Source organism: Paraburkholderia sp. PREW-6R (assembly GCF_039621805.1).
Classification (GTDB): domain Bacteria; phylum Pseudomonadota; class Gammaproteobacteria; order Burkholderiales; family Burkholderiaceae; genus Paraburkholderia.
On record NZ_CP155075.1, the window covers coordinates 277,807 to 291,458 of the forward strand.

The following is a 13,652-nucleotide window of genomic DNA, read 5'->3' on the forward strand; positions in this document are numbered from 1 at the left end:
TTCGAGCAACCCCCAAGCGAAGAACTACGATGACATCCTTTGATTACATTATCGTCGGCGGCGGCTCGGCGGGATCGGTGCTTGCCAATCGTCTGTCGGCCAATTCGGCGAAGCGGGTGCTGCTCTGCGAAGCCGGCGCCGACCTGCCCAACGAGAATCTGCCCGCCTCGATTCTCGACAGTTATCCCGGCACCGCGTATCTGAATCCGAATTACCTGTGGCCAAAACTGCAAGTCCATACCGTCGCGCCGAAAGATGGTGAGCAGGGTCCTCGTAAGCTGCGCAAATACGAGCAGGCGCGGATTCTGGGCGGCGGCTCGTCGATCAATGGTCAGTTCTTCAATCGCGGCGCGCCGAGCGATTATGACGACTGGGAAGCGCGCGGCGTGAAGGGCTGGAGCTGGGAGGACGTGCTGCCGTATTTTCGCAAGATCGAACATGACCTCGATTTCGATGGCCCGCTGCACGGCAAGGACGGGCTCATTCCCGTGCGGAGGATTTTCCCCGAGACGTGGCCAAAGCACGCGACGGCGATCGCCCAGGCGCTGAAAGAGTCCGGCTACGAGTATCTGCCGGACCAGAACGGCGAGTTCAAGGACGGCTACTTTCCGATCGCCATCTCCAATCTGAACGAGCGCCGCGTGTCGGCGTCGATGGCGTATCTGGATACGGCAACGCGCCAGCGTCCCAATCTGACCATCTGGACCGAAACCGAAGTGGCGGGGCTGCTGTTCGAGGGCACACGCTGCTGCGGCATCCGGCTCGACGTGCGAGGCCGGCCCGCAGAAGTGCGCGCTGGCGAGGTGATCCTGTCGGCGGGCGCGTTGCAGTCGCCGGCCATTCTATTGCGCTCGGGTATCGGACCGCTTGCGCATCTGCGTGAACACGGCATTGCAGTGGTCGCCGAATCGAACGGAGTCGGTCAGCATCTGATGGAGCATCCTTCGGTCGCACTGGCTTCGTTCATCCACAAGGGGGCCCGTGTGAACGACACCACGCGGCGTCACATCATGCTTGGCTGGCGTTACTCGTCCGGTATCGGCGGCGCGCCCGCGGGCGATATGTTTGTGTCGGTGGTCACACGCACTTCGTGGCATGCGGTCGGCGAGCGCATCGGCACGATGTTGATGTACGTGAACAAACCGTTTTCGAACCTGGGGCAAGTCCGTTTGAACTCGACGGACTGGCGCGAAGCGCCTTCGATCGATTTCAACTTTCTCTCTGACGAACGCGATCTGGATCGGCTCGTCGACGGCTTCCGCAAGATGGCCGCCGTGCAGGCGCTGGCGGCCGTCAGCGCAGTAACGGCCGAGCCGTTTCCGGCGAGCTACAGTGAAAAGGTGCGCCAGGTCGCGATGCTGAGCCGCCGCAACAAACTCATCACCGACGTGCTGGCCGGTTTGCTCGACGGTCCCGCGCCGTTGCGCAAGCTGCTGATGACGCGGGTGATCGCAGGCGGCGCGACGCTCGCCGAAGTGCTCGCCGACGATGCCGCACTGCGCGAGTTCGTGCGGGGCGCCTGCGTGGGTGTGTGGCACCCGTCGTGTACGTGCCGCATGGGCGCCGACGATGACCCGCTCGCGGTGACGGATGCCGAGGCGCGAGTGCGCGGCGTGCAGGGCTTGCGAGTGGTGGATGCGTCGATCTTTCCGCACATTCCCAGCGGCAACATCAATTTCCCGACCATGATGGCCGCCGAAAAAGTCGCAGACGCCATGGTGGGACAGGTGATGAAGGTGGCATCGGTGTCCGCGGCGTAGCACGACGGCGCCTGACCAGGTCCGGCGCCGCGGCTTATGCCGCGTCGTGCTGTCGCTCAGGCCGCAGGAATTCCGCCGGGTATCAGCACTGCGCGACCGCGAATCTTGCCGGCTTGCAGCGCGTCGAACGCATGCAGGGCGTCGTGCAGCGCGAAGCGTGTGACGAGCGGTTTGATCGCGCCGCGTTGCGCGAGCGCAATGACGGCGGCAAGGTCGCCGTAGGTGCCGCCGTACGGGCACATCATCGACGCGCCGCGCGGCAGCGGATTGTTCGACGAACGAGCCACGAAGGGATACGTGCCGCCGGACAGACCGACGACGCGGATCGCGCCAGAGCGACAAACGAGCGCGGCGTCCAGTTGCAAGGTCGCATCGTTGCCGACGAAATCGAGCACGACGTCCGCGCCGCAGCCATCGGTGAGGGCCATGACGCGCTCAATCAGGTCGGCCTCGGTGGACAGCATGGCCACGTCGAGCCACGGGCGTGCGGCGTCGAGCGCGTCGCTCGAAATGTCGACAGCGACGATTCGCGTGGCGCTCGTCGCACGCAGGATCTGCGCGGCCAGATTGCCGAGTCCGCCCACGCCGATGACCACGGTGGTCGAGCCCGGATATAACTGCTCGGCACAAGTGCGAATGGCGTGGTAGGGCGTGAGCGCCGCGTCGGTGAGCGTGGCGGCCACCTCCGGGTCGAGGTCGCCGATCGACATCAGCGCGCTGGCCGGCGCGCACACGTATTCCGCCATGCCGCCGTTGCGGGTGACGCCGGGCGTAGGTGGTGGCGAGAGACGGCTGCCGGTGCGGCGGCAAGCGTTCTGACGGCCCGCCAGGCACGCGGCGCAGACGCCGCAAGACCAGCACGGGTGAACCACCACGCGATCGCCCTTGCGCCATTGCGTGACGCCCGCGCCGAGTTCGACCACTTCGCCCGCAATCTCATGGCCGAGTATGGTCCCGTCGGGCGTGCGCGAATCGGCGGCGGAGCGGATATGCACGTCAGTCTGGCACAGGCCGGCGGCCAGCACGCGCAACAGCACGTCGCCCGGCCGGGCCTCGGGCTTTTGCAGCGTCGCGAGCTGCACGTTGCCGGGTTCGCGCAATTGCACGCCTTGCATCGAATGATTGCAGTGTTGGTCTTCCACGTGGGTCTCCTGAATAGATTGATTCGAACGCGCGTTGTTCATGCCTGCAGTGTGCGCAACGCGCGATGGTTCACCTAGTCGAGCTTGCTCTGGCTTCGGATGCATACGAGGTAAAACCCCGAGCCGAGCTTTCTTGACATCGGAAATCCGACACGCTTATGATAATTCAAAGGTTCATCCAATGAACATATAACTAGACACTTACAAATTTGGCTCAGGAGACAGGCATGATGGAACAGCGCAGCGCCACACACATAACAAGAACTTCGAGCTGGTCGGGCGTCGTGGGACTGACGCTGGCGGCTCTCACGGCGATGGCGTTTTCCTTGCCGGCGCGAGCCGCCGTGCCGATCGTCATCTGCTCGATCGACGACCGCAGTGGCTCCGCTGCCGAGACTGGCATTCAGGGCTACCAGGGTTTGCAGATGGCGCTCGACGAAGCGAACGCGGCGGGCGGCGTGGCGGGCCACAAGCTGCAACTCGTCGCGTACGACGGCAAGACCGATCCGCAATTGACGGCCACCTTCGCATCGCGCTGCGCCGAAGACGACAAGGGGCTCGTGATCATCGGCGGCAACCCGTCGGCGCCGGCCGCGGCGATGATCCCGATCGCGACCGAAGAGAAGATTCCGTACTACATGCTTTCGGCGGGCACGGATTCGCTGGTCGATGCGTCCGCGCTCTATCACTTCCGCTTTGGGCCGGCCAATCGCCAGGATGCGGCGGCCATTGCGGATCTGCTCGCGCAGCAGGGATTCAAGCGGCCGGCCATCATCAACAACTCGGTGCCGTTCGGCATCGACGGCGCGCGGGCCACCACGGCCGCGTTAAAGAAAAAGAACATCACGGTCATTGCGCAGCAAACCTACGACATTAACGCCACGGACCTTTCGCCGCAGGTGACTAATCTGCACGACGCCAAGCCCGACGTAGTGATCGTGTTCCCGTATGCGGCCGACGGCGCGCGCGTGCTGCGTACGCTGCGTCAACTGAACATCGACGTGCCGATCATCGTCTCGCGCAGCGCGCTGCTCGATACCTTGCGCAAGCTCGCCGGGCCGGCCAGCGACGGCGTGCTGATTCCGAACACAGTGGACCCGTCGCGTCCCGACGTGCAGGCCTTTTTCAAGACGTTCGACGCGCGCTTCGGGCCGCATCAGCCGACGCTCTATCCGGTGATCGGTTACGACGCGGGCAAGGCGGCGTTAAAGGTCATCGCCACGCCGGCCGTGCTGAAGGCGATCGACGGCGGCAACCTCGCGCAGGCGCGTACCGCCTTTCGCGACGAGACGGAGAAGCTGAACGGCTTCAAGGGTCTGCAGGGCGAGCAGAGCGCGTCGTATCGCTTCGCTCCGAAACAGCATCACGGTTCACCCGATGAGCACTGGTACGTGTTCATCCAGGTCGCTGACAACGGTACGCATCTGGTGAAACCGGACCTGAGCAAGTTCAAGCCACATTGACGCCCTATGCCGCTTTGACGACGCCGATACGCGCGGCAGCCGGGCGCGTATCCCGATGCTTCACCTGAGTTTGAATGAGGACCATGCTCATGGACAAAATCTGTGTCCTGTTGCTGGCCGGACTGACCAATGGCAGTGTCTATGGTCTGATCGGTCTGTCGTTGTCGCTGATCTACGGCACCAACCGCGTCATCAATTTCGCCCAGGGCGATTTTGTGATGATCGGCACGATGTCGGCGATCTTCTTCATGGTCACCTGCAATCTGCCGACGCCGGTGGCGCTGGCCGCAGTGATCGCTGTCGTGCTGGTGTGCGCGCTGATACTCGAATTCGCCGTCTACCGGCCGCTCGTCAAACGCGGTGCGCCACCGCTCACGATCATGATCGGCACGCTCGCCGCGGCGATCATCGCGAGCGGTGTGGCGTTGCTGATCTGGGGCGCGGATCAGCTGTTCGTGCCCAACATCCTGTCGATGAAACCGATCATGCTCGGACCGCTCACCACCAACCAGCAGCAACTGGCGATCGTGGTCGCGTTCGTGGTGTTTCTCGTGGCGACGTGGTTCCTGCTCTATCGCACGAGTTTCGGCCTGTGCGTGCGGGCGACCGGCGCGCAACCGCGCATCGCGCAACTGATGGGCATCCGCTCGTCGCGCATCGTGCGCTTCGGGTTTCTGTTCAGCGCGCTCGTGAGCGGAATCGCCGGCGTGCTGATCGGACCGCTGCTCGGCGGCCAGGCGTCGATGGGCGTCGACCTCACCGTCAAGGGCTTCATGGCGGCGATTCTCGGCGGACTGGGCAGTCCGTTCGCGGCGGCGGCCGGTGGCATCGTCATCGGCATTCTCGAGGCGTTCGTGGCGGGGTATGGCAGCAGCCTCTACTCGGAGCCGATCATCTTTGTGTTAATCCTGCTCGTCCTGCTGATCCGGCCGTATGGACTGCTGGGCGATTTTGAGGCAGTCCGGCGATGAAGACAGCATCCGTTCAATCCACGTTCTGGTCGGTCAAGGCACCGTTCCTCGTCCTGCTCGTCGCCGCACTGGTCGCGCCGATGCTGCTGAGCACGGGCTTCCAGCTGCGTCTGATTTCACTCATCTGCATTTACGCGATCCTGAGCGTGGGCTTTAATCTGCTGTACGGCTACGCCGGGCAGATCGCAATGGGACATCAGGGCTTCTTCGCCATCGGCGCCTATGGATATGCGTTGCTCCAATTGAACGCAAAATTTTCCGCGCTGGCCGCGTTGCCCGCAAGTCTCGTGATCTGCGCGCTGGTGGCGCTCCTGATCGGCGTGCCGCTTTTGCGGCTGCGCACCCACTACCTGGCGATGGCGACCTTGTGCTTCGGCATCGTGATCGCGGGCGTGGCGAATCGCTGGATCGACGTGACAGGCGGCACGGCGGGGCTGTTGATACCCGCGCTGAGTATCGGCGACAAATCCGTCGACCGGCAAACGCTCTATTACGTGATCGTGATCGTCACGGCGCTCGTGCTGATCCTGCAGAACTTCATTGTGTCGAGCCATCTGGGACGTTCGCTGCAGGCCATTCGCGATGACGAACGGGCGGCCGCCGCGCTGGGCGTCAACGTGTCCGTGCAGAAGCTGCGGGTGTTCGTACTGAGCGCGGTGCTCGCGGGCCTGGCCGGCATCGGCTTCTCCGTCGTCAGTCAGCAGGTGAGCCCGAGCATGGGCGAGTTCCCAGTGCTGGTGTCGATGCTGACGATCGCGGTGGTGGGCGGGCTCGGCACGCGCTATGGGCCAGTGCTCGGCTCGATCGTGGTGGTCGCGGCGCCGCAACTGCTCACGCGCTTCGGCGAGTTGCAGACGCTGGTGTACGGCCTGTGCCTGCTGCTATTTCTGATCTTCCTGCCCAACGGTCTGTCCGGCCTGCTGGGTTCGCAGAGCCGCTTGCCGCGCTTGCGGCTGTTCCATCGGACGCCGCCGCGCGTGCCGGCCAATCCGACCGTCAAGAAAGGAGTGGGGCAATGAGAGGCCAGAGCTCGCAGCAACGTACGCCGCTCGTCGGCACGCCGCAACTCATGGCGGTCGAAGCTTGCATGAAGCGCTTCGGCGGCCTCGTGGCCGTCGACCAGGTGTCGTTCGAGGTGCGTCAGGGCGAAGCGATCGGCCTGATCGGTCCGAATGGCGCGGGCAAGTCGACGACGTTCAATCTGATCACCGGTGTGGACACGCCCACCTCCGGTGAGATCGTGTTCAAGCAGCAGAACATCACGCGTCAGCCGCTGCATAAGCGCAGCGGCATGGGTATGGCGCGCACGTTCCAGATTGTCAGGCTGTTCGGCGGACTGAGCGTGCTGGAAAACGTCATGCTTGGTTTCCATCCGCAACTGGTGGACGGCTTTCTGCCCTCGCTGCTGCGCTTTCGCAAAGTCGCGGCCGACGAGCGGCGCTGCGCGAATCGCGCGATGGAATTGCTCGAGTTCGTGGGGCTCGCGCAGCGCGCGCATGACCTGATCGCGCATTTGCCGCATGGGCAGCAGCGTCTGGTGGAAATTGCCCGGGCATTGGCGAGCGAGCCCGGCATTCTGCTGCTCGATGAACCGGCCGCGGGCCTGAACGATCAGGAAACCGCCGGCCTCGGGCGCATGCTGCGTCAATTGAACGACGACGGCTTGACGATCCTGATCGTCGAGCACGACATCGGTTTCATCATGGGCTTGTGCCATCGCATCGTCGTGCTCGATCACGGCGCGAAGATTGCCGAGGGCGATGCCGCGTCGATCCAGAGCAATCCTAAAGTGATCGAGGCGTATCTGGGCACCGGAGGCGCACATGCTAAAAATTGAAGGGTTGCGGGCCGGCTATAAAGGCACTGAGGCTTTGCACGGTCTCTCGCTCGAGATCAAACAAGGGTCGATCGTGTCGGCCGTCGGCGCCAACGGGGCGGGCAAGTCCACGCTGATCAACGCCATTTCCCGGCTGGTGGACGTGAACGCGGGGTCGATCACGTTCGACGGCGAGGATATCGTCAGACTCTCGGCGCCGGAGGTGGTGGAGCTAGGCATCGTTCAGGTACCCGAAGGACGGCAACTGTTCACCGCGCTGACCGTGACGGAGAACCTGCGGCTCGGCTTTCATCGACTGCGCCATCGGCGCGAGGCATCGCTTTATCGCGACCGGCTCGAGTATGTCTACGAGCTTTTTCCCAAACTGAAGGAGCGCGCCGATCAGCGCACGATCAGCCTGAGCGGCGGCGAACAGCAGATGGTGGCGATGGGCCGCGCCCTTATGGCGGACCCGAGGCTGCTGCTGCTCGACGAACCGTCGTTGGGGCTGGCGCCGCTGGTGGTCGAGCGGTTGTTCGGCGTGTTGCAGGTCTTGCGTCAGACAGGGCTCACGATCCTGCTCGTCGAGCAGCATGCGGACGAAGCATTGGCGCTGTCCGACTACGGCTATGTGCTTTCGGTCGGGAACATTGCAGCGCAAGGCACCGGCGAATCGTTGCGCGGGCACGAAGCCATCCATCAGTCTTATCTGGGCTAGGCCTGCGGAGGCAAGGGCATGTCGAGTGCAACATCGAGCGTGGATTTCGTGGTCGTAGGCGGCGGGTTGGCAGGCCTCGTGGCGGCTAGCCGGGCTGCCGAGGCGGGGCTGTTTGTCACGCTGCTGGAAGCGGGACGCGACGAGCGTTACGCCGCCAACTCGCGTTATGCGGGAGGCGTGCTGCACCTCGCATTTCTCGATGTGTCGGCGGGTACGGAGGCGTTGCGGCGCGCGATCGTCGAGGCGAGCGCGGGGTTGCGGGACGAAGCGCTTGCGGACGCGCTGGCGGTCGACGGGCCGCGTGTCGTCGAATGGCTGAGCCAGCACGGCGCGGAGTTCGGCAGCGGCGGAGCATATCCGTTCATGGGACACATGCTGAAGCCCTATAGTCTGCGCGAGACCGGGTTTCAGAATCATTGGCGCGGGAAGGGCGGCGATCTGTTGCTCCAGCGGCTGGAAGCGTCGTTGCTGGCGGCCGGCGGCCGGCTGTGGCGGGGCGCGCGCGCCGTGGCGTTACGGATGGACGACGGTCGTTGCACGGGCGTGTGGGTGCAGGCGGACGACGGTGAGGCAGGCGAGGATGGCGCCCCCCGCATGATCGAAGCGCGCGCCGTGTTGCTCGCCGACGGCGGCTTCTCGGGCAACGCGGAAATGGTCAGGCAGTTCATCTCGCGGCGTCCCGAGCAGCTATGCAAACGCGGCGCGGGCACCGGCAAGGGTGACGGGATTCGCATGGCACAAGCCGTTGGCGCACAGCTCATCGGGATGGACCGGTTCTATGGGCACGTTCAGCACGCGCAGGCGCTCGCGGATGAGTCGCTGTGGCCTTATCCGGTGCTGGATATCGCGGCCTCGTCGGGCATCGTGGTGGATGGCGCGGGCCGCCGTTTCGCCGACGAAGGGCTCGGCGGCGTGGCGGTAGCCAATGCGATCGCGAGGTTGGAGGAGCCGTTGTCCTCGTTCGTGATCATCGACGAAACGATCTGGGAAAGTGCGGGCCGCGCGTTCCTGCTGCCGCCGAATCCGGCACTGGAACAGCTCGGGGCGACCCTTCACCGGGCGCCGGACCTCGTCAGCCTCGCCGGGCGGATCGGGATGAATGAAGCGGTGCTGAGCGACACCGTCAGCCAATACAACGCCGCATTGGCCGAGGGGCGTCTTGCCAGCCTGTCGCCACCGCGCACGGTCAAGCCCGCCACGCTCGCCACCGGCGCGGCACCGCTCACCGGTCCGGGCTTTCTCGCGATTCCGCTATGCGCGGGCATCACCTACACGATGGGCGGCATCGCAATCGACGCCGACGGCGCCGCGCTCGATACTGAAGGCCGTCCGATTGCCGGACTGTACGCAGCAGGCGCGACGACGGGCGGGATCGAAGGCGGCGCGAATTCAGGGTACGTGGGCGGGCTGATGAAAGCCGCGGTGTTTGGGCTGCGCTCTGCGGAGGCGGTGGCGCGGGCGTTGCCGGCTGCAACCTGAAACGCCTGCAACCTCAAACGCCTGCAACCTCGAACGCCTGCAACCTCAAACGCCTGCAACCTCAAACGCCTGTAACAGGTTGGCAAGCGGCTTCTGCTCGACCATCATGCGGCATCGCGCTTCGCGCCGCGCCCGGCGACGACACGAGCGGCCCGGGCCGCCCGTGTGGCCCGGCCGCATGACGCCCACGGCTTCGCCTTACGGTCGCGCTCACTAGGCAATCCATAAAGCCTTGTGTGGACTTGCCAGCTCACACGGCGCGGCTACCTTCAGCGCTTTAACTCGCTCTGATGCGCGAGATAGTGCTTTTGCAACGAACGCAGATGCGTCTCCATTTCCCCCGCGGCCTTTTCTTCATCGCGTGCGGCGAAGTATTTCAGCAGACGGCGGCGTGATGGCATTACCGCGCTATCGGGCGCGGGCGAGACGAGTTCGAGCATCTGCTCATGAATTTCGACCAGCGCGTCTGTCAGGATGACGAGCACCGGATTGCGGGCGGCGCGTGCCACCAGCCGATGAAACTCCAGATTGATGCGCAGTCGCGCCTGGACGTCGCCATTCGCCACAGCCAGTTCGCTCTCGCGAACGTTTTCGCGCAACGCGGCGAAGTCTTCCTCTGTGCCGCGCTCGCAGGCGAGGCGGGTGGCGGCCACGCCGACGATCAGGCGCGCTTCAGTCAGATCGGCCGGCTGGATTGCGCCGAGGCGAAACAGGTCGGCGAAACCGGCAATGACGGCGTCGCCGCGGCCTTCACGGACAAACGCACCGCCCGTCGCCCCTTTGCGGAATTCGAGCACGCCAGCCATTTCCAGCGAACGCAGCGCTTCGCGCACCGTGTTGCGGCTCAGGCTGAACTGTTCGGCCAGATCACGCTCCGGCGGCAGACGGTCACCCGGTTGCAGCGCGCCGCTTTGCAGTTGCTCGCGAATCTGGTCGGCAACGGCCTCGAATGCCCGCCGGGTCTGCACCGGCGCGTAAGCAGGCGTGGGACGCACGCGAGCGAGCGGTGCGTCAGCCGCACTGACGGCAGCCTGCGCTTTCGGCGTCTGGGCGGTAGTTTTGGCGGTTTTCAATGATTAATCCATTCACAGTTTGCCGGAATGCTAACCCCCGGCGGCCAATTCTTCAAGTGAGCAATACCCGCGTCCATCACGTGTGATTTTCCAGGCGATTTCCTGACTTGACATCGGCTTCGTTCTCCGTGAGTATATTTTAAAGGTTCATCCAATGGACCAAATTGGAACGATGGCTAGAAAGGGGCGGGTGGACAGCCCCGGCGCCGCGAGACGGACGAGACAACTTGAGGACAGGAACGAGCGATGAGTGAAGATCTGAGGGATGCAGTCAAGTACGAGGCCAAAGACGGTCGCGCCTATATCACCTTCTGCCGCGACGAGAAACGCAACGCGCTGACGTACGAAATGTTCGACCGCCTGATGGAGCACATGGAGCGCGCCGAACGCGACGACGACGTGCGCGTGATCATCTTCCGCGGGGAAGGGCGCGATTTCTCGACGGGTCACGATCTGGGCCAGGTGGGCGGCGCGGAATACGGCTTCTCGAAGGAACCGGGCGCGCGTCGGCCGAGCCAGCGCGCGCGTCTGCATTTCGACAAGCGGCACGTCGAGCAGTTTCGCCAGATCCTCTATTGCGTGAAGCCCACGCTGTCGCTCGTGCAGGGCTATTGCGTAGGCGCGGGACTCTATGTGGTCGAAGCGAGCGATCTGGCCATTGCCGCCGAGGACGCGAAGATCGGGCACCCTGAACAGAAAATGGGGCTTGCCGGCGCGGCCTATCTGACCAGCTGGAACATTCTCGCAATGGGCGCCAAGAAAGCGCGCGAGTTGCTGCTGCTCGGGGAAGTCGTCAACGGCATAGAAGCGGAGCGCATGGGCCTCGTGAACAAGGCGGTGCCCGCCGCCCAGCTTGCCGAAGCGGGTGAAGAGTGGGCGGAGCGCATCGTGCGTCTGCCGCGCGACGCGATCGCCATCGGCAAGGCGGCCAATCATCTGGCGCTGGATTCGCTCGGCATGACCTCGCAATTCGTGCACGGCTACGTGATGCACGCGCTTGGCACCAACATCCGCTACGAAAGCGACGAACACAATTTCATGAAAGAGCGCCGCAACAAGGGCGTGACGGGCGCCGCGCATTCGCGCGAAGGGCGCTACGGCGAAGAAGAGTCCAGCAAGTGAGAGCGGCCTGAATGTTCATGCGCCGCGTGGCGACGAGCTTCGGCGGCGTGTCTGGAAACGGAATGTGGGGAGACAGGTAACACCATGCTTACGGATCTGAGAGGAGCGTCCGCCGTCGTGCTGGGCGGAACGAAAGGAATTGGACGCGCCAGCGTTGTGAAGCTCGCGCAAAGCGGCGCGAGTGTCGTGATTCAGGGGCGCGACGAAGCCGCGGCGGCCTCGTTGATCGACGAATGCCGCGAGTTCGACGGCGAGCGGGTCTTCGTCAATAGCGACCTGCTGACTTATGAAGGCATCGAGCAGGCCGTGGCCGCAGCGGTAAAGCGCTTCGGCAAGGTCGATATCGTGGTGGCGAGCGGCGGTCCGCGCGAGCCCAGGCCGAAACTGTTCGTCGACATGGCGCCGGACGAGGGCATTGCCTGTCTGACGAGCCGTTTGATGCCGCGGCTCAATGCCGTGCATGCGGCGACCCGATTCATGCGTGATCAGCAGTACGGCAAGATCGTGCTGATCACCACGGACGCCGCGCGCATCCCGACACCGAGTGAATCGATGATCGGCGCGGCCGGCGCATCGATCATGTTTCTGACTCGCGCGTTGGGTGCGGAACTCGCTCACCTGGGTATCCGGATCAATTCGGTCGCGACCACGCTGACCACGGGCACGCCCGCGCACGACCGCTTTCTCGCGGCGAGGGAGGCAGGTTCGCAGGAAGTGATCGTCAAGGCTTTCACCAAAGCCGAGCAGCGCGTGAAGTTCAAGCTGAATTCAGCCGAGGATCTCGCGGAATACGTGCTTTATCTATCGAGCCGGGAATCCGACCAGGTGTCGGGGTCGACGTTGAGCATCAACGGCGGCCTGTCGTTCCCCAGCTATTGACGGCGCGATCCCACGGCATCGAAAGAGGAGTGGTTATGAAGCTGAGTGAAGAGCTGGTTTCGATTCAGGATTCGGTTCGCCGGATGGTACAGAAAGATATCGTGCCGCTCGTGGCCGGCATGGAAGCGGAGGATCGCTTCCCGGCCGAGCTGGTGCCGGTGATGGGCGACATGGGCCTGCTGCAATTGTGGCTGCCCGAGGAATACGGCGGCCCGGGCGGCAATCTGAAGACGGTGTGCATCGTCAAGGAAGAGATCGCCAAGGTCTCGCTGGCGGCGGCCACGCTGTGCGGCAATAACTCGATTTCATTCGTGCTGCCGCTGCTGCACTTCGGCACCGAAGAGCAGAAGCAGCGCTGGCTGCCGCTCGCCGCCGAAGGGCGGCTCGTGTCCGCGATTGCGGTCACCGAGCCGCAGGCCGGCTCCGACGTGTCTTCGATCCGCACGCGTGCCCGCAAGGACGGCGAATCCTATGTGATCAACGGTCAGAAGAACTGGATCACGTGGGGCGGCCATGCGCACTATGTGCTGCTGTTTGCGCGCACCTCGGACGCAAAAGGTTCGGACGGCATTAGCGCATTCCTGGTCGACACGAAGACGCCCGGCTTCCGGCTCGGCCGTAAGGAGCACAAGATGGGGCGGCACGGCGCGCCCAATCACGAACTGTTCTTCGACGACATGCGTGTCGACGCCGACTGCATGATCGGCGCGGAAGGCGAGGGCTTCAAGGCCTGCATGAAGGTGCTGGATCTGAACCGTCCGACGATTGCGGCTACTTCGCTAGGGCTGGCGCAAGGCGCGCTTGATGTATCGGTCGCCTATGCGAAGGAGCGCAAGCAGTTCGGCCGCCCGATCGCCGAGTTCCAGGGCATGCAGTTCAAGCTCGCCGACATGGCGATCAAGGTCGAAGCTGCCCGCAACCTGCTCTACAACTGCTGCGACGAAATCGATTCGGGCGATCACTCGCGGCTGAACATGCTGGCGTCGATGACCAAATGCTTCGTCACCGACATAGCCATGGACGTGACTACCGAGGCCGTGCAGGTGCTCGGCAGTTACGGCTATTCGAAGGAGTTTCCTGTCGAACGGATGATGCGCGACGCGAAGCTGAACCAAATCATCGAAGGCACGAACGAGATTCACAGGCTGATCGTCGCGCGCCGTTTGCTCAGCGCGTGAGGTACGGCCAGGCCGAGCGAGGCGTACGTGAGGGCGGTGTGCGATGCGTCG

12 protein-coding genes are annotated in these 13,652 nt (G+C 64.0%); 10 read left to right on the forward strand and 2 right to left on the reverse strand.

The features are described 5' to 3' along the window. Positions 1–29 precede the first annotated feature (29 nt). A complete protein-coding gene (locus AAGS40_RS25830; RefSeq protein WP_345817321.1) occupies positions 30–1,760 on the forward strand; it encodes a GMC oxidoreductase in 1,731 nt (576 codons plus the stop codon). Positions 1,761–1,816: 56 nt separating this feature from the next. Here the strand turns inward: AAGS40_RS25830 and AAGS40_RS25835 are convergent, their stop codons facing one another. Beyond that, positions 1,817–2,902 (reverse strand): alcohol dehydrogenase catalytic domain-containing protein, encoded by a 1,086-nt coding sequence (locus AAGS40_RS25835; RefSeq protein ID WP_345817323.1) that lies wholly within the window; start codon positions 2,900–2,902, stop codon positions 1,817–1,819. Positions 2,903–3,129: 227 nt separating this feature from the next. On the opposite strand from AAGS40_RS25835, the gene AAGS40_RS25840 reads away from it, so the two are divergent. From AAGS40_RS25840 to AAGS40_RS25865, 6 genes are all read left to right on the forward strand, one after another. Further along, entirely contained in the window at positions 3,130–4,365 is a 1,236-nt protein-coding gene (locus AAGS40_RS25840) for an ABC transporter substrate-binding protein (RefSeq protein ID WP_345817324.1), read from the forward strand. Positions 4,366–4,454: 89 nt separating this feature from the next. Further along, positions 4,455–5,336 (forward strand): branched-chain amino acid ABC transporter permease, encoded by an 882-nt coding sequence (locus AAGS40_RS25845; RefSeq protein WP_345817325.1) that lies wholly within the window; start codon positions 4,455–4,457, stop codon positions 5,334–5,336. After that, a complete protein-coding gene (locus AAGS40_RS25850) occupies positions 5,333–6,355 on the forward strand; it encodes a branched-chain amino acid ABC transporter permease (protein ID WP_345817326.1) in 1,023 nt (340 codons plus the stop codon). The genes AAGS40_RS25845 and AAGS40_RS25850 overlap by 4 nt, the downstream gene beginning before the upstream one ends. Continuing rightward, complete coding sequence (locus AAGS40_RS25855; protein ID WP_345817327.1) at positions 6,352–7,173, forward strand: ABC transporter ATP-binding protein; 822 nt, start codon at positions 6,352–6,354, stop codon at positions 7,171–7,173. The genes AAGS40_RS25850 and AAGS40_RS25855 overlap by 4 nt, the downstream gene beginning before the upstream one ends. Further along, positions 7,160–7,870, forward strand: a complete 711-nt coding sequence (locus AAGS40_RS25860; RefSeq protein ID WP_345817328.1) for an ABC transporter ATP-binding protein — start codon at positions 7,160–7,162, stop codon at positions 7,868–7,870. Before AAGS40_RS25855 ends, AAGS40_RS25860 begins: the two co-directional genes overlap by 14 nt. 18 nt (positions 7,871–7,888) lie before the next feature. After that, positions 7,889–9,349: an FAD-dependent oxidoreductase gene (locus tag AAGS40_RS25865; protein WP_345817330.1), complete on the forward strand. Its 1,461-nt coding sequence runs from the start codon at positions 7,889–7,891 to the stop codon at positions 9,347–9,349. Positions 9,350–9,618: 269 nt separating this feature from the next. Here the strand turns inward: AAGS40_RS25865 and AAGS40_RS25870 are convergent, their stop codons facing one another. Beyond that, complete coding sequence (locus tag AAGS40_RS25870; RefSeq protein WP_345817332.1) at positions 9,619–10,422, reverse strand: FCD domain-containing protein; 804 nt, start codon at positions 10,420–10,422, stop codon at positions 9,619–9,621. A 246-nt stretch (positions 10,423–10,668) separates the two neighbouring features. Between AAGS40_RS25870 and AAGS40_RS25875 the strand changes: the two genes are divergently transcribed. The 3 genes from AAGS40_RS25875 (at position 10,669) to AAGS40_RS25885 (ending at position 13,601) form a co-directional block, all read left to right on the forward strand. Next, positions 10,669–11,544: an enoyl-CoA hydratase/isomerase family protein gene (locus AAGS40_RS25875; RefSeq protein WP_345817333.1), complete on the forward strand. Its 876-nt coding sequence runs from the start codon at positions 10,669–10,671 to the stop codon at positions 11,542–11,544. Between the two features lie 84 nt (positions 11,545–11,628). Next, positions 11,629–12,423 (forward strand): SDR family NAD(P)-dependent oxidoreductase, encoded by a 795-nt coding sequence (locus AAGS40_RS25880; protein ID WP_345817334.1) that lies wholly within the window; start codon positions 11,629–11,631, stop codon positions 12,421–12,423. 35 nt (positions 12,424–12,458) lie between these two features. Continuing rightward, positions 12,459–13,601: an acyl-CoA dehydrogenase family protein gene (locus tag AAGS40_RS25885; protein WP_345817335.1), complete on the forward strand. Its 1,143-nt coding sequence runs from the start codon at positions 12,459–12,461 to the stop codon at positions 13,599–13,601. The last annotated feature ends 51 nt before the right edge of the window (positions 13,602–13,652 follow it).